Consider the following 21542-nt stretch of genomic DNA (forward strand, 5'->3'; position numbering starts at 1 on the left):
CTGGGTGCGCTATTTAATCAAATAGCCACCTTTAGTCGGCAGCTATTCATCGATATCTCATACTCAACGTATGCGCACTACACTTGGGTGGTCAGTTACTCTTGGATAACAACCATGTCATCACGGTGAATGACTTCCGAGCCGTAGTCATAGCCCAGGATTTCTCCAATATCTTTACTGTGTTTGCCCGCAATCTTCGCCAAGTCTTGGCTTGAGTAGCTTGCGATGCCGCGAGCAATCACTTTACCTTTGTTGTTGGTCACTTGGGTGACTTCACCACGGGAAAACTCACCGCGTACTTGAATCACACCTTTTGCCAGTAGGCTGCTGCCTTTGGTGTTGACTGCGTTAACTGCACCATCATCGACTACGATGTCGCCGGCAGAAGCTGGGCCCGCAAGAATCCAGCGTTTGCGGTTTTCTAATGCCTCTTCAAGTGGTAAGAAACGCGTGCCTTGTGGCTCTTCACTCAATGAGTCAAATACAACGTTTTCTGCACTGCCTGCAGCGATGATTACCTCAATACCTGCACGGCGAGCAATATCCGCCGCTTGCAGCTTAGTCGCCATACCACCCGTGCCTAGCGTTGTACCACTGCCACCTGCGATTTTACGCAGAGTATCATCAATGGTCTTGACCTCTTTGATCAACTCGGCATTTGGGTCTTTGCGAGGATCTGCGGTAAAGAGGCCTTTTTGGTCCGTCAGAAGCAGCAGTTTATCCGCACCACACAGGATACCCACCAATGCCGATAGGTTGTCGTTATCACCCACTTTAATTTCGTTGGTTGCAACGGCATCGTTCTCGTTCACGATAGGGATAATGTCGTTATCCACCAGCGCATTAATGGTATCACGTGCGTTTAAGAAGCGTTCACGGTCATCAAGATCAGCACGCGTCAATAGCATTTGACCAATCTTGATGCCGTAGATAGCAAACAAAGACTCCCACACTTGAATCAACTGGCTCTGCCCAACTGCGGCAAGAAGTTGCTTGCTTGCCATTGAGTTGGGTAGTGCGGGGTAACCAAGGTGCTCACGCCCAGCTGCGATTGCGCCAGACGAAACCATAACCACAGAGTGGCCTTGTTTTTTAAGTTCTGCACACTGACGCACAAGCTCTACCATGTGAGCTCTGTCTAGCGCCAATGTACCACCAGTTAAGACACTGGTACCCAGTTTAACAACCACAGTCTTAGGCTGTGTTGCTGTCCCGCTTTGATGATTAGTTGTCATGAAGTCTTTATATGAATAAAACAAATAAGAGGTGATGTTTTAGCAATCAAAACAGGAATTCACAAGTAGAAAAGGTGCGAAATCGCACCTTTTTACTTTATAGAGAGGAGTAACCTTTAAAATTAAACAAATTCGACAGAAGCTGCGTCTAGCTCAACCTCCAGTTCGAACTTAGTTTTCAGCTCCTCAGAGAGCTTTTGGTGAAACGCTTCTTGAGTACGAGTTACCTCAGAAATGGCCTTCTTAGGGAGTTCTAGCTCGTCCCATTCCCCTTCAACGTTGTATTTGCCAATGTTGTATTTCGCGGTAAAGCCTTGTTCAGATTTTGCCAATTCTAGCCACCATCCCCAGAACTCACGCTCTTCGGGTGACTTCTTATCATTCACGCATACTGACAAGCAATCGAAGATATAGTGTCCGTCTTCAGATTGTGGCTCTCTCAGATATGGGCCAATAGCCTTTAAAACATTTAGCAAACGATAATGAGTTGGTTGTTGTGTCACTTCTGACATATTGAATCTCCGTTTTCAATGTTAAGAATGACGTTACTCAGACTGCAATACGTAAAAACGACGCAGTTGGGTTTTATAAATTTTCTCTGAGTATCAGGTACTTAATCTGTACACTTTTCATGCTTAACTAATTTTGGAGAAATGTCATCTAAATAATTCATCCTCAAGCCATTTTATCGCCAATTCGAGGGATTGCTCATAACCCTGTGTAATTGACTTGGACTTAATTTTCTTCGCCTTGCCGTAATCGCTGTAAATAGCAACCAGTTGATTATCCGATGGCGGTGATACCGGATCCCCTTCCAATGCCAATGCCAAGATAGGCACACGCGTCTTACTGTTGGCCAGTAGCCCCTGAACTTTGAGTGACCAAGCCATCAGCTGCCCAGACAAGCTATTGATATCAACAGCACCTTTACCCAAACGAGAAGCGAGTACATCAAGGTGCATCTTCGGCATCTGCTTGAGCTTATTTGTATGGACAAATATGTCATGAATCGGTGCGCCTAATGCCACACAGGCTTTGATCTTCTGCTGTTCTAAGAAAGACAAGCGCACCATCGCATTGCCACCAAAGCGGAAACCAAACAGACCTACCTTATAGTGGTCAACCCAAGGAATATTCGGCAATTCATTCAATACCGCTTGGTGTAGACATGAAGAGTCTTCGGTTAGCGGCCAATGAGAGCTGTGACCAATCGACGGCATATCCACAGTTAGCATCGCAATGTTCTTTGGTGCAAGGTAGTCACGAAACAGACGCCACATATCCGTTTGCAGGCTATCAAGGCCAGCGCTCACAATCACCACCGGCTGAGGTTTCTCGGTACTCGATAGGTGCAGGTGCGCTTTGATCTTGCGATTTTGATACGGGATCTCAAGCTGCTTCACCACCAACTTCGTATGCTTGATCGCTTCCGCATAAGCCGTGTTCGCCAACACCTGAGCCTGAGTCGCTAGGTTGTCGTTTTTAAGATGAGGGTAACCTGCAATGCTAAAACACAAAGAAGCAGAGAACAGCTCTTCAGCGACCTCTTCACCACTCTTATCATTAGCGCGGTTTTGGTGCTGCATACCTAGCTTGGTCCACTCGTACGCCCAGTTACCACCGCGATAACCCATTACGGTGTCTAGCCACTCATCGGTGGTGCGAGAGTGTGTCGATGAGGCAATGCGTGATAACACTGCTTCCTGTTCGATTGGATTAACCCCCTGCCATACCCATTGCATGCGACGCAGGTTGCGATACCAAGAGCTGTCTTGCTCCTCACGCTTCTGATCGAGTAGGTCAATCGAGCTTGGCATATATTGCGTCAGCATCGAGGTCTCTTTCGCCTGTTTATGCTTAACGAATAGAGTTTCAGATAGGTTTTTACTGGTTTCTTCAGATAACGACATGGGGATTCTCAGTCGAGGATGATGCTTGTAATGATATAAAAAAAAATGACCCTATAAAGGGTCATTTCTCAAAAAACACAGATTATGCTTATTTTGACTTGCGATTTACCGGCTCAACGTAACCTAGGCTTAGGTCCCATGGCTGTTCAATCCATGTGTCTTGCGCGATATCAACAATGTAATCGTCTAGTAGTGCAGCGCCTGAAGGCTTAGCACATACTGCGATCAGTTTTGCTTTCGGGTACATTTCACGAAGTTTACGTGCAGTGTCACCGCTGTCTACTAGGTCTTCAACGATTAGGAAACCTTCACCGTCACCCTCTGGCGCTTTTACAACCGTCATATCACGTTGGTGATCGTGGTCGTAGCTAGAAATACAAATTGTATCAACGTAGCGAATACCTAGCTCACGAGCCAAGATTGCGCCTGGTACTAAACCACCACGACTTACTGCCCAGATACCCTTCCACTGTTCTGCAGGCATTTGCTTAGCAGCCAGTTCACGGCAGTAAGATTGCATGTTGTCCCATGTGATGATGAATTTGTTACTCATAGTAATTAAACCTAATAATTTGTCATGTTGTTAGAGGCCATAAGCGATATGGCCTCTGCAAGCGATTAAGCGAAGATGTACTTAAGGATAAAGATCACTGACATTACCCAAACGGCAACAGAAACGTCGCGACCTTTGCCACTTAGCAGCTTAATTGCAGCGTAAGCGATGAAACCTAGAGAGATACCCTCTGCAATAGAGTACGTCAACGGCATAAGCAGACATGTTACCACGACTGGTGCCGCTTCTGTAAGATCACGCCAATCAATGCCAACCAAGCCAGACATCATCAGAATTGCTACATAGAATAGCGCGCCCGATGTTGCGTAAGCTGGAATCATGCCCGCTAGAGGCGAGAAGAATAGAGCCAGAAGGAATAGAACGCCAACAACAACCGCTGTTAGACCAGTACGACCACCTTCAGCAACACCAGAAACACTCTCTACGTAAGAAGTTGTGTTCGATGTACCTAGAAGTGCACCGATAGATGTTGCTGTTGAGTCAGCAAGCAGCGCTTTGTTTAGACGAGGCAGTTTGCCGTCTTCTTTGATTAGGTTTGCTTTTGTAGCAACACCCACTAGCGTACCTGCTGTGTCGAATAGGTCGACAAATAGGAAAGCAAATACCACAGAGATCATGCCGATTTCGAATACCGCAGAGAAATCAAGCTGCATGAAGGTTGGAGCTAGGCTTGGCGGTGTAGATACGATACCACCGTACTGAACATCACCAACAACAATCGCAATCGCAGTAATCGCGAGAATCGCGATCATTACTGCACCTTTCACACCACGGTGAACCAGTGCAACCGTTAGGAAGAAACCAAGCGCGCCTAGGATAGGGCCAATCGCCGTGATGTCGCCCAGTGATACTTTCGTTGCTGGGTTAGAAACCACGATACCCGCGTTGCTCAGTGCAATGAACGCTAGGAAAAGACCGATACCCGCAGAGATACCCACACGCAGTGACATAGGAATCGAGTTAATGATCCATTCGCGGACTTTAAAAATGCTTAAGAAAATGAAGATAACGCCCGACACGAATACCGCAGCCAAAGCGACTTGCCACGTGTAGCCCATACCCATAACCACCGCGTAGGTGAAGAATGCGTTTAAGCCCATACCCGGAGCTTGAGCAATTGGGTAGTTTGCTACAAAGCCCATGATGAAACAGCCAATAGCCGCAGCTAGACAGGTTGCTACAAATACAGCGCCATGGTCCATACCCGCATCAGCTAGGATCATTGGGTTTACAAAAATGATGTAAGCCATGGTTAGGAAGGTCGTTAGACCAGCGATGATTTCAGTGCGCACATTGGTGCCGTTTTCACTGAGTTTGAATAGCTTTTCGAACATTATCGAATCCTATAAGGGTAAAAAGTAAACGGTTGCGTAATCGATTGGCTCAGGATTATAAAGTCATCAAATAACAAATTCCAGATAGAATTAAGACTCTAATCAATATTAATAGAGAGAATGTATGAAACAGGGCGATTAAAAAGCCCTCTATGGAAATGGCAAGTGCTTTAAAAACAGTGGCTTAAAATACTGAGAAAATCAGAATCTAAGTGGTGTTTTTTTCTACCATGTAAAAAAGTTACAAACACAAGTTTGCATGGAGCGTACGATAAAAGTCATAAAAGCAGCCTTCTTTTCAACAGATCTGGTAATAACAGCAGTTCTAGAAAGTTGAAGTATAAAAAATCACCAATATTTATCGACAGATAAAAAAAACGCCACTCAAATTTGAGTGGCGGTAGAATCAGTCAACCAATACGGTTGTAAAAAAATTCCAATATATAGGGGTGAACAAACTGTTCAAGTCACACGCTCGGGTTACTTGTAACCAAAGCTAGTTGGGTATGCAAAGTTGCTAGTGTAAACAGAGCTGTTAAGCCAGAACATTGCAGATGGTAAACCTTTCATAACTATCACCTTAATAAATCAATTAAAAACAATTTTGATTTCTCGGTTCCTTGGAGGCGATAAACGGACTCATCCTTTGAGCATTTACTCTTCGCTTCAGAAGTTGGTTACTAATATACCTTAAAGAAAAAACATTACAAGTATTTTTTGCATCAGCTCACAATTTTGCTAAAAAAAGACTAAATAACAAACTTAAACTGTAATTTAATTACATAATAGTTCGATAAAAACGTTTGCACGACAATTTATTAAGCAACTGCGCGCTTATTTTTGATCTCAACTACAGATCTATCTTCAAACTTTGCAACAATTGCCTGTTGCAACACCTACTCGTTGCCCCGCTCAAATGGTATGCTGTCGGCATCAAAACAGACCCATACCTCTAGATTATTGTCCTTTATATAGGGGCACCTCTACCTAAAGATATGGTTATTAAATAAAAAAGGAGTCATCCGTGTCTGAATTCCATTCTGAGATCAGTAAATTATCCCCTGCCCCACTTTGGCAGTTTTTCGATAAGATTTGCTCAATCCCGCACCCATCGAAGCATGAAGAAGAGTTAGCTCAATACATTATCGCTTGGGCAACAGAGCAAGGCCTAGATGTTCGCCGTGATCCAACGGGCAATGTTTTCATCAAGAAGCCTGCAACACCGGGTATGGAAAACAAAAAAGGTGTCGTGCTACAAGCGCACATCGATATGGTTCCACAAAAGAACGAAGATACGGTTCACGACTTCACTAAAGATCCAATCCAGCCGTACATCGACGGTGAGTGGGTAACAGCAAAAGGCACAACGCTAGGTGCTGATAACGGCATGGGCATGGCTTCTTGTCTTGCAGTATTGGCGTCAAACGAAATCAAGCACGGTCCAATCGAAGTTCTACTAACCGTAGATGAAGAAGCAGGCATGACAGGTGCTTTCGGTCTTGAAGAGGGTTGGTTAGAGGGTGATATCCTTCTGAATACTGACTCTGAGCAAGAAGGCGAAGTCTACATGGGTTGTGCTGGCGGTATCGACGGCGCAATGACATTTGAGATTGCTCGTAACGCAATCCCTGCTGAGTTTGTTACTCGCAAGCTAACGCTTAAAGGTCTGAAAGGCGGTCACTCTGGTTGTGACATCCACACAGGTCGTGCGAACGCAAACAAACTGCTTGCTCGTTTCCTAGCAGGTCACGCAAAAGAACTAGACCTACGTATCGTAGAATTCAAAGGCGGTAGCCTACGTAACGCTATCCCTCGTGAAGGCTTCGTTACAGTTGCACTACCTGCAGAGAACCAAGAGAAACTGGCTTCTCTATACAACTACTACACTGAGCTTCTTTCTACAGAGCTAGGCAAAGTAGAAGACAGCATCGTAACATTCAACGAAGAAGCTTCTGTTGAAATGGGTGCGCTAGCAGCTGCAGACCAAGCTCGCTTCATCGCGGCACTTAACGCGGCGCCAAACGGTGTGATCCGCATGAGTGACGAGATTGAAGGTGTTGTTGAAACCTCTCTAAACGTAGGTGTTATCACAACAGAAGAGAACTCAATCACTGTACTTTGCTTGATCCGTTCACTTATCGACTCAGGCCGTCAACAAGTTGAAGGCATGTTGAATTCGGTAGCAGAACTAGCGGGTGCGAGCATCGCATTCTCTGGCGCATACCCAGGTTGGAAGCCGGACGCAGATTCAGAAATCATGCACATCTTCCGTGACATGTACGAGGGCATCTACGGTCACAAACCAAACATCATGGTTATCCATGCTGGCCTAGAGTGTGGTCTATTCAAAGAACCTTACCCGAACATGGACATGGTTTCTTTCGGTCCAACAATCAAATTCCCTCACTCTCCAGACGAGAAAGTGAAGATTGATACGGTTGAGCTATTCTGGAACCAAATGGTTGCTCTACTTGAAGCTATTCCAGAAAAATAGAAGCTATCCCAGAAAAAGCATAATTCGCTTTTCTAGCACAAACAAAAACAGGTACTCATTGAGTACCTGTTTTTTTAGCTAGCGAGCTTGTTATGTATCTTTGTTTACAACAAACGTTAAGCGCGAGCTGCAGCGTAAGCCGCTAGTTCATCCATTGAGGTTTGAGCCACAACTTCACCGTCGATAGAGTAAGTCACGACTTCACCGTCACGCACGCCAATCAACGTCGCTTTTTCACCATTCTGGTAAGTAATGCTCATTTGGATTGTATTCTCGTCCAATTGCATCATCTCACCACGCTCAATTACACGGTTCTGCGTTAACGGTGCAATCGGCGCTTCAGTTAGAGACTTGTCTAGCTGATGGTTGATGTCGATGTAAGTATCGGTTTTGCTATCAAAGATATGCGGTGTACCTGTGATTGGGTTTTTACCCGTCCAAAACTCTAGCGAGTTGAAAACCAAGTAGTCCGCTGCAACAGTTAGACCGTAAACAGGCGCGAGCAACATGTTCAATCCACCGCGCGCGTAACGGTTATCGACCGCTTTAAGGTTAAATTGCATTAGGTAACCAGTAACAGCATTACTACCCACACAGCCTGAAAGAGCTACCGACGCCACTGCCAGAGCTACGATCTTTGTGATTGTTTTTTTCATAACGATCTCAGTTAATTAATATACTCGCCCAAAAAAAGGCGCTGGATAGTAGCAGTCACTTTCTTCTGAATTATCAGCAAATTGTCAGAAATAAAACGGCAATCAATTAACTTGATTAAGAATAAATCAATGCCGATTCCATTCTCAAACACGCCTCATCAAAAATTTTTGTCGTCACCGTAAAGTGATTGATTCGTACTAAAAATCAACGATTGGTACATTCCGATTTAATCCATTATCTATTCGTTGAGAAACCTAAATGGCAAGACTAAAACCTAACCAACCATTCGAACTCCTTGGTCAAACTGTACAACCAGGCCAACGAATGGAGATTGAGCTGCAAGCGGCTCAGCTGTATACCCATTCTCCGTTGTCGATCCCTATCGAGGTGATTCATGGTCGCCAAGCAGGCCCAACGTTGATGGTGAACGCAGCTATTCACGGTGACGAGCTTAATGGCGTTGAGATTGCTCGCCAGCTAACGAATGCTATCGAGCCGAAAAAGCTAAAAGGTACCCTGATTGTCGTGCCAATCGTCAACGTGTTTGGCTTTATTCATAAGTCACGCTACTTACCTGACCGTCGCGACCTAAACCGTTGCTTCCCAGGCAGTGAGAAAGGCTCATTGACGTCTCGTATCGCGTACACCTTCTTCGAAAACGTCGCGAAACGTTGTGATTACATTCTGGATCTGCACACAGGTGCCATTCACCGCACCAACCTGCCTCAGATTCGCGCCAACTTGTCGAACCCTGAGACATTAAGAATCGCTAACGCGTTTGCGACACCAGTGATCATCGACTCACCACTTCGCGACGGTTCACTGCGTAGCGAAGCTGAGAAGCTTGGTATTCCGGTACTGACATACGAAGGCGGTGAAGCGCTGCGCTTTGATCACCTAGCGATTCGCGCGGGTTACTTGGGTATTCACCAAGTGATGAAAGCGATTGGCATGCTGCGACCAAACCGTAAAAAGCTGCCAGAGCCTGTGATCAGTCGCTCTACCAGTTGGATCCGTGCAGAGTCAGACGGTATTTTACGCAACATGGTTAGGCTGGGCGAAAAAGTAGAAGCAGGACAAACCCTAGCGTATGTCAGCTCACCACTGGGCCACCAAGAGAGCCAAATCATCACCAAGAAAGGCGGTATTGTGATTGGTCAACAAACACTGCCATTGGTGAATGAGGGTGACGCGGTGTTCCACATTGCTTACTTCAAACAAGATGATGAAGATGTAGAGCAGTCAGTAGAGAACTACATTGAAGAAGTGGCAGAAGAAGATTGGTTAACCACTCTGAATAACTAATCTGTCACCAAACGATACATTCAAACTCCACAAAAAAGGCCCCAGTCGCTCAAGACGATTGGGGCCTTTTCTTTACCAGGCGAGTAAACTCAACCTCGTAGAATCTGAATCTTATTCTTCATCAAGCTCTGCTGCGCGAGCCTTTGCACGTGCTTCACGCGCTTGCTCTGCTTTTAGCTCTTTCGCGTGACGCAGTTCGTCGCGCTCTTTACGCTGTTCAGCTTTGCGCTCGTTACGCTCAGCTTGGTTAGCAACGAAAGAAGCCAGCTCTTTCTCTGCCCACTCTTGTGCTTGCGCTTCAGTTTCAAAACCCGTTTCACGCTTAGAAACGCGAGTTGAGCGAGATGTTACTTGACGAGTAATCTCTGCACACCAGCCGTTGCGTTTTTCTGAAAGGCGGATATCAAATTTTTTGGTCTTAGACATGTTCTGTATTTTCCTAAGGGAGATCATTAAGGGATCGGTCAACTTTGATAACTCCATCTATGTGAGTATCTTTTTAACACCATCCCTTGGTAAGCGCGGTATTAGAGCACAAATCCATAAACATTGCTGCAAAAATTTGCAGCGGATCACACTGCAATTTCCTCAATCGATTGCGCTCCCGTTTCAGCGTTCTATAGGTGTTAGGCCAGCATCAATTATAACGAAGGGCAAGCGAGCATCTCGGAATAGTCTATGCTGAGACAAAGGCCGATGATCGAACCTATCAAGCTACAATTCATCTATCATCAACGCCTTAACTACTCCGCCCATAATTAAAATAGCTAAGGAGTCGCTATGGAAAGCTTCATTAAACATCTCCCTAAAGTTGAGCTGCACCTGCATATAGAAGGGACGCTGGAGCCAGAACTGATGTTCGAGCTGGCGAAACGCAATAACATCAGTATCCCCTTCACCACACCAGAGGAAGTCCGTGAGGCTTACCAATTCCACAACCTACAGTCGTTTCTCGATATCTATTATCAAGGGGCGAACGTGCTCATTCATGAACAAGATTTTTATGATCTAACTTGGGCTTACTTACTCAAATGCCAACAAGACAACGTGATTCATACCGAGATCTTTTTTGACCCTCAAACTCACACAGAGCGTGGAATTGAATTTGAAACGGTCATCAAAGGCATCACTCGCGCTCTCAAACAGGCCGATCAAGAACTCGGGATCAGCAGTCAATTGATCATGTGCTTCCTGCGTCATCTTGATGAAGAGAGCGCCTTTGAAACCCTAGCGAGCGCCCTGCCCTTCAAAGAACACATTATTGGCGTCGGACTCGACTCCTCAGAAATGGGTCACCCTCCAGAAAAGTTTCAACGTGTATTTCAAGAGGCTCTTAATCATGGCTTCCTCAGCGTGGCACACGCCGGCGAAGAGGGGCCTGCACAGAACATTCGCGATGCCATCGAGATGTTAGGTGTTACTCGTATCGACCACGGTGTTCGTTGCAGTGACGATCCAGAGCTCATCAATGAATTAGCCGCCAATCGGATGCCTCTGACGGTGTGCCCACTCTCCAACACTAAGCTCAAAGTGTTTGAGACAATGCAGCAACACAACATTGTGGATTTATTAAGAAGAGGGTTATGTGTGACAATTAACTCGGACGATCCTGCCTATTTCGGTGGCTATATGAACGACAACTTCTTCGCCGTCGCCAATGCCCATAGCGTGACTAAACAAGAACTGGCTCAGTTTAGTATCAATGCTATCGAGGCAAGCTTTATCTCACCTCACGCCAAAGAGGATATGATCACTCAAGTTCGTCATTACCTAGCCAATCACTAAACTCGGATAACAGGGTTAAGACGAAAAAAGGAAGCACACCGCTTCCTTTTCTTTTCAATTTTGTTCAATCACTTAGCCCGGATGACCATCGACTCTCGGAGTCAATAGCATCATGCCGAACTTAAGCACATACATACCAAAAGCCAATACCCATAAGCCCGCGCTGATGTTAATCAGAGGCAACATATGAGCCGGGAAGAAACTCACACCAACACTACGCAGCAGCGCAGCCACAATAATTGCCGCAAATGCCACAGCCATGTTCGGCCCTTTATAGATAGCACGACCAGTATGACCCATTGTGACACGCGCAATCATAGCGAGAATTAAACCACTCAACCCGCCGATAGCAAACAGGTGAATCATATTGTGACCAGCAAACGGGTTATCTAACAGACCACGCAGCAGCAGGCTCACCGGAATACACAGGTATGCAGCATGTAGCGACCAAACTAATGGCTCTGACAGCGTCATCCAAGGCTTCCATCGAACCACTCGCAGCAGTTGGACCACACCTGCAAACAGCATTAATGATGACCCAACCTCGAGGAAGGTCAGCGGGAAGAAGCTAAGAACAAACAAGGCCACCAATGGCAGATTGGCTAACCACTCAAGCCACAGTAATGGTTGTGGTTTTTCAAAGTCAAAGCGGCGCGCAGTAAAGAATGGGATCACCCTACCGCCCATGACAGACAGCAACAAAGTGAACCACCACAGCATCGCGTGCCAAACCGCAGACGATGGGAAAGGCGGCATCCCCTTAATGGTTGCGTAGCTAGCAAAGTTCGCCACAATCGCCAAAACAAACAGCGGAACGAAGAATAGATTCTTCCACCCTTTTGCATGTACAACACGAAAACCAATCTCGTACGCGGCAAAAGCCAAAAACAGCGCCTCAATCGAGGAGATCAACCATAACGGGGCTGGTGACCAAAACAGAATACGAGGTGCTAACCACAAGCCGACTAGCGCCGCTAATCGATAATGCTTGGTGCCATTAACGCCCGTCCAGGTTTGCACTGCGGTTAACACAAACCCAACCACAATCGCCATCGAGAAACCAAACAGCATCTCATGCACGTGCCACCACAAGGCTGGGACATTAAGAATCTCAGGTTGGCCGTTTTGAAACATGTATACCCAAAGGGCGATGGCCAACACCGCATAAAGACTGCCAAGGAAGAAGAAGGGTCTAAAGCCCAAGCGCAGGTATGCAGGAATCGCATCTTCAACGCTTTTATCTGTGATATTTAACAAGCTCGCTCCTAATTTGATAAGCGTATCGCCCCTACTGACCAGAGATTAAAAGGCGATAGATTCACATATAACTTAGGTAATGCATGAAGCATTCCAAAATCATAAATACTTGTATTTACTGGATTTAAGAAACTAAACCATGCTCATTCATGTCATTTAAACACACAGCAAGATGTCAATATGACTTGTTAATGTCTAAAAGTAATATGCTGACTTTTGTTGGTATCCCCAATATAGTAGGAAAGGCTTTCAACAATAAACAGACAAGGATAGCGATGTATATTTTTGGCTACGGCAGTTTAATCAACTCCTCTTCACGACAACTCACCGGACAGACCGGAAAAGCAATCCCAGCGATCGTCGATGGTTTAGTCAGACACTGGAGTAAAATCGATGACAGCTATGTGCTTTCACCTTTGATCGTAAACAAGGGACAAGGTCAGGTTAATGGTGTGCTGCTTGAGGTGGATGATGCGGCACTGGCCGAGTTCGATCGTCGCGAACGCGGTTATCACAGGATTGAGCTCAACCCCGATCAAATCGACGCCCACCAAGGCTTTGATCCTTCACAGACGATCTGGGTTTACATAAAAGATGAAATTGAAGCGCCTTGCAGCAACAGTCCGATCGTTCAAACCTATGTCGATACGGTTATCGCTGGCTGCTTAGAGATATCAGAGAGTTTTGCCGCGCATTTTGTACAACACACTCAGGGCTGGCAACACCCTATGATTAATGATCGCCATCAGCCTAAGTATGGCAACCTCGCAGGCGTGTCTGAGCACCACCACAGCATCATTGATGACCTACTTCTAGTGGTGCGCAGCTCGTAAATAACTAAACGATGCGAACCCCTGCTGGCATCATACGCTCTGGTGTCAGCAATACACTCTCTGATTCGTCTTCTGTTTCAGCACACAGCAACATACATTCTGATGTGTGTCCACGCATCTTGGCCTTCGCCAAATTACACAGCACCACCACTTGTTTGCCCATCAGCTCTTCTTCAGTGTAGTAAGGCACTAAGCTCGTAACCGTTTGTAGCGTCTTTTCACCGACATCAATTTGAACAATGTATAGCTTGTCTGCGTTCTCATGGCGAGCAACCTCAATGATCTTACCCACACGCATCTCTAACTTAGCAAAATCGCCGTACGCAATCGTATCCATATTTACTCCCTTATTATTGATGAATTAATTTTTTTACTAAATTTAAGTAAAGTGTAAACATTTACACTAGCACTAAAGCTAATAATTACAAGCGGTAAAGATCTCAATATTGGAAGTAAAAGATAACTTTGATTGCCATACTATCAGCGACAGTGTTAAATAAGAGCGGTACTGAGTAGAGGTAGAAAATGGCGACAATTAAAGACGTAGCAAAGGAAGCTGGAGTATCGGTTGCAACGGTTTCTCGTGTAATCAATAAATCCCCGAAGGCAAGTGCAAGCTCAATTGAGTCGGTGACGCTGGCAATGAAAAAGTTGGGCTACCGCCCCAATGCCAATGCTCGTGCGTTAGTGAGTCAAAGCACCAATACCGTTGGTGTTCTGGTGGGTGATATCTCAGACCCTTTCTTCGGCACTCTCGTGAAGTCGGTCGACAATGTTGCGCGTGAAAACGGCAAACACATTCTAGTCGGTAATGGCTCTCACGATCGTGAAGAAGAGAAGCAAGCCATTGAACTCTTAATCAACAACCGCTGTGAGTCTTTGGTCATTCATTCAAAAGGACTGACCGATGAAGAGCTGATCGCCTACGCTAAAGAGGTGAAAGGCTTAGTGGTGATAAATCGCTATATCCCTGAGATCGGTGAACGCTGCATCTACTTAGACAACCAGAAAGGCGCCTACCTTGCCACTGAATACCTGATCCGTCACGGACACCGCAACATCGCGTGTATTGCTTCATCGATCAACATTGAAGATGCACAAGAGCGTATCCAAGGCTATAGTGACGCACTCAACGACTACAACATTGAACTGCCAGAAAGCTATATTGAAAGCTCGCAGCCAAGCAGTGAGGGTGGCGAATATGCCATGACGAACCTGCTGACCAAATCACTGCCTATTACTGGTATCGTCGCTTATAACGACTACATGGCTGCAGGTGCACTCTCTGTGTTGGATGAAAACGGCATTCAAGCACCGGACCAAATCTCTATGGTTGGATTTGATGACGGTCTAATTGCCCGCTACGTGTCCCCAAAGTTGACCACCATTCGCTATCCAATCCAAATGATGGCAGAGAAAGCGACACGTCTCGCACTGCAACTTGCTAAGCAAGAAATCACCAGCTCTGAGACGATGATGTTCTCTCCGACCTTGGTTCGCCGCAACTCCGTCACTAAGCTCAACTAATACCAAGACCGGCTAGTACCAAGAGCAACGAATACCAAGATTAACCAGCGAGGTCAGTGAATCAGCTGCGCTCGCTTCGAATCACCCTATTCCCCTATCGAACAAATGAAAAAAAGCCCTAGCGAAAAACGTCCGCTAGGGCTTTGTTACCATACTCTCACTAATGTATCCGTACCTTAGTCATTCCCTTATCAGCGAGATTTATACCAATAAGGTTCACCAAAACTTTTGAGCCGAGTGGGTCAGTCTGATTAATCCCCCGAAAATTCAAACTGGTAGCAAGTTTGATGGCGGTACTCTTGTTCAGGTCTAAGAATACAGCTCTCTTGCTTCCACTCTGGGTGGTTTGGCGAGTCCGGTAAAAACTGTGTTTCCAACGCGACACCTGCATAATCTTGGTAGCTTGTCCCTGAACGGTTTGGCGTTCCTGCCAACCAATTTCCAGTATACAGCTGCATTGCAGGCTTGGTCGTAAACACTTTTAAAGTCACCAGTGCGTCTGGAGAAGTCACCGTTGCGGCACACTTTCCAGCTCGGCACTCTTCTGCCAATAGAAATGAATGGTCATAGCCTTTGGCATTCTTTTGTTGCTCATCTCCCAGTAAACGCTCTGAGATCATCATAGGCCGATTGAAATCGAAGCTGGTCGATTTTACTGATTTAAGCCCATCGAGTGGGATCCCAGATTTGTCTGTCGGCAGGTATTGTGACGCATTAATGCTAACAATATGCGACAAACAATCTTGCTCCAACTCAGCGCCCAATAGGTTGAAATAGGCGTGGTTGGTGAGGTTAACCACGGTGTCTTTATCCGTCTTGGCAAAGTAGTCGATGGATACGCGGTTATCGTCGGTCAGTTGATAACGCACAGAGACCTTGAGTGTCCCCGGAAAGCCTTGGTCTCCGTCTTGCGAGGTTAAACCAAACTCTACTGAGCTGTCAGTTTGCTCCAGTATTTGCCAACGACGCTTATCAAAACCATTAGGGCCGCCATGCAAGGTATTGCCCGCTTGATTGACCTCAAGTTTATGGTTGATGCCATCAATCTTGAAACGCCCTCTCGCAATACGGTTAGCATAACGCCCTACGGTTGTACCCATATAACTGGCTTGCTTATCGAAGCTCTCCATTGAGTTGACACCCAATAGCACCTCTCTTTGACTTCCTTTGACTGGCAGAATACAGCTCAACCAAGTCGCGCCAATATCCATCAATGTCACTTCCATGCCGTGCTGATTTGACAGCGTGACTAACTTGGCGGTTTGCCCGTCGTAAGCCGCTGTTTGAGCCATTGATTGATGCAAACTTTGCGCGTGTGTCATCCTACATTCCTTCCTAGTGCCAGCAAAAAGCCCTTGCCCTCAAGCAAAGGCTTTACTATTTGGCCTACCATGATCTTTTTGCTTGGTAAGCCTGTAATCAAAGGGTTAGATTACTTCAACTAAGCCTGCACCGTCTTTTGCTTGGCACACATAAATCGATTCTTTTAGGCCAGTCGCCGCTTGGTATTTCTGTTCAACCGTCGCTTTAATCTCGTCAACCAGTGTTGGTGGAACTAATGCCACGATACAGCCACCAAAACCGCCACCGGTCATGCGTACGCCACCTTGGTCGCCAATCACCTCTTTGACCATATCCACCAGCGTGTCGATCTCTTTTACCGTGATTTCAAAGTCGTCGCGCATGGATGCGTGAGACTCCGCCATCAATTCGCCCATACGCTTCATATCATGATTACGCAGTGCAACTGCCGCTTCTTCAGTACGGTCGTTTTCAGTGATGACGTGGCGAGCACGTTTAGCCACCATCTCATCCAGCTCATCGACTTTAGTATTGAATTGTTCAATTGTTACATCACGTAGTGCAGGCACACCAAAAATACGCGCCGCTTCCTCACACTGCTCACGACGAGTGTTGTATTCACTGTCGACCAGACCACGCTTCTTGTTAGAGTTGATGATCACCACCGCCATATCTTCAGGCATTGAAACAGGCGTTGTTTCTAGACTACGACAATCCAACAGCATCGCATGATTCGCTTGGCCTTCTGCTGAGATCATTTGGTCCATGATGCCGCAGTTACAACCAACAAACTCGTTCTCAGCTTGCTGGCCGTTCAATGCGATCTCTGCTTGGGTGATCTCTAGGTTGTAAAGCACTTTAAAGGTTTGACCAATAACCACTTCTAAAGCCGCCGAAGAGCTTAACCCTGCACCTTGAGGCACATTACCTGTTACCGAGATATCAGCACCATTGAACTCATAGCCACGACCTTTCAAGCACTTCACTACTCCACGAATGTAGTTCGCCCACATCTTGTCTTGTTGGAAGGTGATCTCTTGTGTCAGATCGAACTCGTCAACCGCATCGCCGTAATCCACCGACACCACTCGAACGATGTTATCGTCACGCTTCGCAGCCGCTACTACGGTTTGGTAGTTAATGGCACACGGTAGGACAAAACCATCATTGTAGTCGGTATGTTCACCAATTAGGTTAACGCGACCCGGCGCTTGGATGATGTGAGTCGGTGCGTAGTTCAGTACCGAAGTAAAAGACGCTTTTGCGTTTTGGATTAGATCAGACATAAGTAAACTCTCTGCTTAAACTCTTTATTCAATTGGTTATGGCCCCTTATTGGCACCACTTTAATTCTGTTCGATTCCCTATCACGTTTATCCCTCTCAGTTGGGAATGACAACATCAGCTTTTTAGCTTGCAGACTCCTAGGCATTTCACTTCCTAGGCCCCTCACTCGTTGTCATTCCAGAATCGAGGCACGAGATATCTGGAATCTCTTTTTATGATGAAACTAGCGATTACTGCTCTTTGTAGTGCACGTCGCTCAAGTCACGTAGACGCTGCGCGGCTTGCTCTGCCGTCAGGTCACGTTGCGATTCTGCCAGCATTTCATAACCCACCATGAACTTGCGTACCGATGCGCTACGCAATAGTGGTGGATAGAACAGTGCGTGTAGCTGCCAATGATCAATGTCGGTCCCCTCTTCGAAGAATGGCGCATAGTGCCAGCCCATCGAGTATGGGAATGAACATTGGAACAGATTGTCGTAGCGGCTTGTTAGCTTCTTAATCGCAACCGCCAAATCATCACGTTGCTCGTCAGTCAGTTCGCTCATACGACGAATGTGTGTCTTTGGCAGCAACATAGTTTCGAACGGCCACGCTGCCCAGTAAGGTACAACGGCAATCCAATGTTCCGTTTCAACCACAGTGCGAGAGCCGTCTTTCATTTCAGCTTCAACGTAGTCTACTAATAGGTTTGAACCTTGTTGTTCGAAGTACTCTTTTAGAAGCTTCTCTTTACGCTCGATCTCATTTGGCAGAAAGCTGTTCGCCCAGATCTGACCGTGAGGGTGCGGCTGAGAACAGCCCATGGTCTCGCCTTTGTTCTCAAACGCTTGAACCCATAGGTAATCTTTACCTAGCTCTTCAATCTGTTCGTTCCAAGTATCAATCACGCCGCGAATCTTGTTTACCGGCAACTCTGGCAATGTCTTGCTGTGATCCGGTGAGAAACAGATCACGCGGCTCAACCCTCGAACACCTTGAGTCTTAAATAGAGGGTTATCAGACTCTGGAGCATCAGGTGAGTCAGGCATCAACGCCGCGAAATCATTACTGAAGACATAAGTGCCATCGTAATCAGGGTTCTCATCACCTGAGATGCGTGTGTTGGTCGGACAAAGGAAACACTCTTTGTCGTACGCTGGCAGTTGCTCGGTTGATGGCTTCTCATCTTGGCCGCTCCACGGACGCTTTGCGCGGTGTGGTGATACCAAGATCCACTGACCTGTTAATGGGTTATAACGACGGTGCGGGTGATCGACTGGGTTAAATTCAACTTTTGACATACTTACATTGCTCTTAATTTTTGTGTTCTTGGTGCATCGACCAAGATAAATAATTCTTCTACAAGGAGATTCCCTATCGCGCTCGTTCCTCGCTGTAGGGAATGACGTTTGAGTTCATCGCTTAAAACTCAGTGTCTAAACCTCTATGTTTAGCGTTTTTCCAGAGCTTTATGGTGCGGTGCATCAGCTAATAGCCTATAGCGCTCAATAACCTTTAACTCATCCGTCATTCCAGAATCGAGGTACGAGATATCTGGAATCTCTCTTTTCTAATCTCTTACCTCTGCATTCCCCAAAGAAGTTGGAGTTGCAGCTTTCAATTACATCAAGTTAGTAACCATTGGGGTTATTCGACTGCCACTTCCACGTATCCGCCGTCATTTCATCAACACTGCGTGTCGCCTTCCAACCTAGATCTCGCTCGGCTTTTTCAGTACTTGCCCAGCACTCGGCAATATCACCAGGGCGACGTGGACAGATTTCATAAGGGACTGGTTTGCCAGAGGCTTTTGCAAAGGCTTCTACCATCTCTAGAACACTTGAGCCTTTACCTGTGCCTAGATTGTAGATATGCAAACCCGCTTTCTCACCGACTGCTTTTAGTGCTGCAACGTGACCATCAGCCAAGTCCATTACGTGGATGTAATCACGAACGCCCGTGCCATCTAGAGTTGGGTAATCGTTACCAAATACCGCTAACTTCTCACGGCGACCGACGGCCACTTGAGCAATAAATGGCATTAAGTTGTTTGGGATGCCTTGCGGGTCTTCACCCATAGTGCCTGACGGGTGTGCACCAACCGGGTTGAAGTAGCGAAGCAGCGTTACGCTCCAATCATTTTCGGCGTTAAACAGATCGCTCAAACACTCCTCGACCATGTATTTACTGCGTCCGTAAGGGTTAGTTGTTGCACCCGTAGGAGAATCTTCAGTAATTGGCACAACCTCAGGGTCGCCATAAACCGTTGCTGAAGAGCTGAATACGATGCTTTTTACGCCCGCTTTTTTCATGCAACGAGCCAAAACCAAAGAGCCGTTGACGTTGTTGTCGTAGTATTCAAGAGGTTTAGCCACCGATTCACCCACGGCTTTTAAGCCCGCAAAATGAATCACAGCCTGAATGTTGTTTTCTGCGAACACACTATCGAGGAAAGATTCGTCGCGAATATCGCCAAGGTAAAAGGTTGGGCGTTGACCCGTTAATGCTTCGATTCTCTCAAGCACCAACTCTTTGCTGTTACACAAGTTATCAACGATGATCGGCTCCATACCTGCCTGCATCATTTGAATGCAAGTATGACTTCCGATGTACCCCATGCCGCCTGTAACCAGTACTTTCACAATCAACCTCTCTCTTAATCTTGATGACACTCAAGTGGAATATCCAAACTCAATAGCGTCGCGTTAATTAAATACTAGCAGTCAATTTGGAACTAATTCTGTGATCAAAACCACGAAGTGTAAACGTTTACACAAAGTTTCACAGATAGGTAACCGAGAGAAAGGCGTGAGAAATGAATGATTGGCAACCTAATTCATTGAATTTAAATAAGATAATTATGAATAGTGAAATTTGCGATATGCACTAAGAGTTCTGAACTTATTTTACTAAAAGTTAATGCAATGACTTCCAGTTTCATTACAATAGACGTTGCAGAATTAGAGAGGTGCACTGGTTTTTTCGCTCATCTATGTTTAGAGCCGCCCAGTGTTCCAATAACAGGAAGTGAGTATGGCAACGTTAAAAGATATCGCGACTGAAGCAAATGTATCATTGGCGACGGTTTCAAGGGTCCTTAATGAAGATCCAACATTGAGTGTTAAGGAAGAGACCAAAAGGCGTATCTTTGAAATTGCAGAAAAGCTGGAGTACAAAACCAGCAGCTCACGTAAAACGGTTAGCAGTAAAAAGCAGCACCATCACTTTCTTGCTCTGTACAATTACAAGCAAGAAGCTGAGGTAAACGATCCGTACTACCTATCTATTCGCCACGGTATTGAAACCCAGTGTGAGAAGATGGATATAGAGCTAACCAACTGTTATGAAAGTAAAATACAGTCTAGCACTAGCCCTATCACAGGTATTCTTCTGGTTGGTAGAATGTCTCCAGAAGTCATTGAACAAGCGAAAAAGCTCACTGATAACATCTGTTATGTAGACTTTACTGATCACTCAGAACCGTATGACTCCGTTGATATCGACCTAGCTCGAATAAGTAAAGAGATCACTAACTTCTTTATTGACCAAGGCTACGACCGCATCGGCTTTATCGGCGGCCAAGATGACGTAAATACACCGGATATTCGTGAAGTCGCTTTCGCAGAGTACGGCCTTTTGAAACAAGTGGTAAGCGAACAAGATATCTATCGTGGGGATTTCTCAAGCTTGTCGGGTTATAAGTTAGCGAAGCAAATGTTAGAAACTGGCGACTATCCAAAAGCGATGTTCATTGCTTCAGATTCCATCGCAATTGGCGTATTACGTGCTATTCATGAGCATGGATTGAACATTCCAGAAGATATCGCTCTGATCAGTGTCAATGATATCCCAACGGCTAAGTTTACTTTCCCATCTTTATCGACGGTTCGTATTCACTCTGAACTGATGGGAATTCAAGGCGTTAACTTGCTGGTCGAGAAATCGAGAGACGGACGAGCGATCCCACTGCGTGTCTACGTGCCGAGCAAGCTAAAGCTCAGAGATACAACAAAATAGCTTAATATTCAAAAAGATAAACAAAGCCACCGCTAAAAACCGG

General features: G+C 45.9%; 19 protein-coding genes. 6 read left to right on the plus strand and 13 right to left on the minus strand.

All coding sequences use genetic code 11. From position 1 onward, the window contains the following. Positions 1 to 95: 95 nt before the first annotated feature. The 5 genes from proB to KI655_RS15290 all read right to left on the minus strand — a co-directional run bounded on the left by proB (position 96) and on the right by KI655_RS15290 (position 5053). Entirely contained in the window at positions 96 to 1235 is a 1140-nt protein-coding gene (gene proB, locus KI655_RS15270; protein WP_285406776.1) for a glutamate 5-kinase, read from the minus strand. 122 nt (positions 1236 to 1357) lie between these two features. Further along, on the minus strand, positions 1358 to 1747 hold the full coding sequence (gene crl, locus KI655_RS15275) for a sigma factor-binding protein Crl (protein ID WP_285406777.1): 390 nt from the start codon (positions 1745 to 1747) through the stop codon (positions 1358 to 1360). Between the two features lie 144 nt (positions 1748 to 1891). After that, complete coding sequence (frsA, locus tag KI655_RS15280; protein WP_285406778.1) at positions 1892 to 3145, minus strand: esterase FrsA; 1254 nt, start codon at positions 3143 to 3145, stop codon at positions 1892 to 1894. 88 nt (positions 3146 to 3233) lie between these two features. Then, a complete protein-coding gene (gene tet(34), locus KI655_RS15285) occupies positions 3234 to 3698 on the minus strand; it encodes an oxytetracycline resistance phosphoribosyltransferase domain-containing protein Tet(34) (protein ID WP_285406780.1) in 465 nt (154 codons plus the stop codon). 65 nt (positions 3699 to 3763) lie between these two features. Beyond that, positions 3764 to 5053, minus strand: coding sequence for an NCS2 family permease (locus KI655_RS15290; protein WP_285406781.1), 1290 nt, complete (start codon positions 5051 to 5053; stop codon positions 3764 to 3766). A 1024-nt stretch (positions 5054 to 6077) separates the two neighbouring features. Between KI655_RS15290 and KI655_RS15295 the strand changes: the two genes are divergently transcribed. Then, positions 6078 to 7547, plus strand: a complete 1470-nt coding sequence (locus tag KI655_RS15295) for an aminoacyl-histidine dipeptidase (protein ID WP_285406782.1) — start codon at positions 6078 to 6080, stop codon at positions 7545 to 7547. Positions 7548 to 7663: 116 nt separating this feature from the next. On the opposite strand, the gene KI655_RS15300 is transcribed toward KI655_RS15295, so the two are convergent. Beyond that, complete coding sequence (locus tag KI655_RS15300; RefSeq protein ID WP_285406783.1) at positions 7664 to 8203, minus strand: DUF3332 domain-containing protein; 540 nt, start codon at positions 8201 to 8203, stop codon at positions 7664 to 7666. Positions 8204 to 8462: 259 nt separating this feature from the next. Here KI655_RS15300 and KI655_RS15305 point away from each other — a divergent pair, with 259 nt between their 5' ends. Continuing rightward, positions 8463 to 9509, plus strand: coding sequence for a succinylglutamate desuccinylase/aspartoacylase family protein (locus KI655_RS15305; RefSeq protein ID WP_150893639.1), 1047 nt, complete (start codon positions 8463 to 8465; stop codon positions 9507 to 9509). A 111-nt stretch (positions 9510 to 9620) separates the two neighbouring features. Here KI655_RS15305 and KI655_RS15310 read toward each other — a convergent pair whose 3' ends face one another. Beyond that, a complete protein-coding gene (locus KI655_RS15310; RefSeq protein WP_285406785.1) occupies positions 9621 to 9935 on the minus strand; it encodes a DUF3622 domain-containing protein in 315 nt (104 codons plus the stop codon). 354 nt (positions 9936 to 10289) lie between these two features. Here KI655_RS15310 and KI655_RS15315 point away from each other — a divergent pair, with 354 nt between their 5' ends. Further along, on the plus strand, positions 10290 to 11294 hold the full coding sequence (locus KI655_RS15315; RefSeq protein WP_285406787.1) for an adenosine deaminase: 1005 nt from the start codon (positions 10290 to 10292) through the stop codon (positions 11292 to 11294). Between the two features lie 72 nt (positions 11295 to 11366). On the opposite strand, the gene KI655_RS15320 is transcribed toward KI655_RS15315, so the two are convergent. After that, on the minus strand, positions 11367 to 12551 hold the full coding sequence (locus KI655_RS15320) for an NnrS family protein (protein ID WP_285406788.1): 1185 nt from the start codon (positions 12549 to 12551) through the stop codon (positions 11367 to 11369). Positions 12552 to 12826: 275 nt separating this feature from the next. Here KI655_RS15320 and KI655_RS15325 point away from each other — a divergent pair, with 275 nt between their 5' ends. Further along, positions 12827 to 13384 (plus strand): gamma-glutamylcyclotransferase family protein, encoded by a 558-nt coding sequence (locus KI655_RS15325; RefSeq protein WP_285406873.1) that lies wholly within the window; start codon positions 12827 to 12829, stop codon positions 13382 to 13384. Positions 13385 to 13388: 4 nt separating this feature from the next. On the opposite strand, the gene KI655_RS15330 is transcribed toward KI655_RS15325, so the two are convergent. After that, positions 13389 to 13721, minus strand: coding sequence for a tRNA-binding protein (locus KI655_RS15330; RefSeq protein ID WP_285406790.1), 333 nt, complete (start codon positions 13719 to 13721; stop codon positions 13389 to 13391). Between the two features lie 188 nt (positions 13722 to 13909). On the opposite strand from KI655_RS15330, the gene KI655_RS15335 reads away from it, so the two are divergent. After that, the gene (locus KI655_RS15335) at positions 13910 to 14911 is read left to right on the plus strand and encodes a substrate-binding domain-containing protein (protein WP_285406791.1); all 1002 of its coding nucleotides are present in this window, start codon (positions 13910 to 13912) and stop codon (positions 14909 to 14911) included. Between the two features lie 251 nt (positions 14912 to 15162). On the opposite strand, the gene galM is transcribed toward KI655_RS15335, so the two are convergent. The 4 genes from galM to galE all read right to left on the minus strand — a co-directional run bounded on the left by galM (position 15163) and on the right by galE (position 20124). Continuing rightward, positions 15163 to 16233, minus strand: coding sequence for a galactose-1-epimerase (gene galM, locus KI655_RS15340; RefSeq protein ID WP_285406793.1), 1071 nt, complete (start codon positions 16231 to 16233; stop codon positions 15163 to 15165). Between the two features lie 105 nt (positions 16234 to 16338). Then, positions 16339 to 17499: a galactokinase gene (gene galK / locus KI655_RS15345; protein ID WP_285406795.1), complete on the minus strand. Its 1161-nt coding sequence runs from the start codon at positions 17497 to 17499 to the stop codon at positions 16339 to 16341. A gap of 231 nt (positions 17500 to 17730) precedes the next feature. Then, on the minus strand, positions 17731 to 18783 hold the full coding sequence (locus KI655_RS15350) for a UDP-glucose--hexose-1-phosphate uridylyltransferase (protein WP_285406797.1): 1053 nt from the start codon (positions 18781 to 18783) through the stop codon (positions 17731 to 17733). A 330-nt stretch (positions 18784 to 19113) separates the two neighbouring features. Next, positions 19114 to 20124, minus strand: a complete 1011-nt coding sequence (gene galE, locus KI655_RS15355) for a UDP-glucose 4-epimerase GalE (protein WP_285406800.1) — start codon at positions 20122 to 20124, stop codon at positions 19114 to 19116. Positions 20125 to 20515: 391 nt separating this feature from the next. Here galE and ebgR point away from each other — a divergent pair, with 391 nt between their 5' ends. After that, positions 20516 to 21499 carry a transcriptional regulator EbgR gene (gene ebgR / locus KI655_RS15360; protein WP_285406803.1) on the plus strand — a complete coding sequence of 328 codons (984 nt, stop codon included), beginning with the start codon at positions 20516 to 20518 and terminating at the stop codon, positions 21497 to 21499. Positions 21500 to 21542 lie beyond the last annotated feature (43 nt).

Source organism: Vibrio sp. D404a (assembly GCF_030248535.1).
Classification (GTDB): domain Bacteria; phylum Pseudomonadota; class Gammaproteobacteria; order Enterobacterales; family Vibrionaceae; genus Vibrio.

What these genes read in the sequence shown, in the direction of transcription:
- proB (WP_285406776.1), bottom strand. Translation starts at nt 1,235, where the DNA reads ATGACAACTAATCATCAAAGCGGGACAGCAACACAGCCTAAGACTGTG.
- crl (WP_285406777.1), bottom strand. Translation starts at nt 1,747, where the DNA reads ATGTCAGAAGTGACACAACAACCAACTCATTATCGTTTGCTAAATGTT.
- KI655_RS15290 (WP_285406781.1), bottom strand. Translation starts at nt 5,053, where the DNA reads ATGTTCGAAAAGCTATTCAAACTCAGTGAAAACGGCACCAATGTGCGC.
- KI655_RS15335 (WP_285406791.1), top strand. Translation starts at nt 13,910, where the DNA reads ATGGCGACAATTAAAGACGTAGCAAAGGAAGCTGGAGTATCGGTTGCA.
- KI655_RS15330 (WP_285406790.1), bottom strand. Translation starts at nt 13,721, where the DNA reads ATGGATACGATTGCGTACGGCGATTTTGCTAAGTTAGAGATGCGTGTG.
- KI655_RS15305 (WP_150893639.1), top strand. Translation starts at nt 8,463, where the DNA reads ATGGCAAGACTAAAACCTAACCAACCATTCGAACTCCTTGGTCAAACT.
- galM (WP_285406793.1), bottom strand. Translation starts at nt 16,233, where the DNA reads ATGACACACGCGCAAAGTTTGCATCAATCAATGGCTCAAACAGCGGCT.
- galK (WP_285406795.1), bottom strand. Translation starts at nt 17,499, where the DNA reads ATGTCTGATCTAATCCAAAACGCAAAAGCGTCTTTTACTTCGGTACTG.
- KI655_RS15350 (WP_285406797.1), bottom strand. Translation starts at nt 18,783, where the DNA reads ATGTCAAAAGTTGAATTTAACCCAGTCGATCACCCGCACCGTCGTTAT.
- KI655_RS15325 (WP_285406873.1), top strand. Translation starts at nt 12,827, where the DNA reads ATGTATATTTTTGGCTACGGCAGTTTAATCAACTCCTCTTCACGACAA.
- KI655_RS15310 (WP_285406785.1), bottom strand. Translation starts at nt 9,935, where the DNA reads ATGTCTAAGACCAAAAAATTTGATATCCGCCTTTCAGAAAAACGCAAC.
- frsA (WP_285406778.1), bottom strand. Translation starts at nt 3,145, where the DNA reads ATGTCGTTATCTGAAGAAACCAGTAAAAACCTATCTGAAACTCTATTC.
- KI655_RS15315 (WP_285406787.1), top strand. Translation starts at nt 10,290, where the DNA reads ATGGAAAGCTTCATTAAACATCTCCCTAAAGTTGAGCTGCACCTGCAT.
- KI655_RS15300 (WP_285406783.1), bottom strand. Translation starts at nt 8,203, where the DNA reads ATGAAAAAAACAATCACAAAGATCGTAGCTCTGGCAGTGGCGTCGGTA.
- ebgR (WP_285406803.1), top strand. Translation starts at nt 20,516, where the DNA reads ATGGCAACGTTAAAAGATATCGCGACTGAAGCAAATGTATCATTGGCG.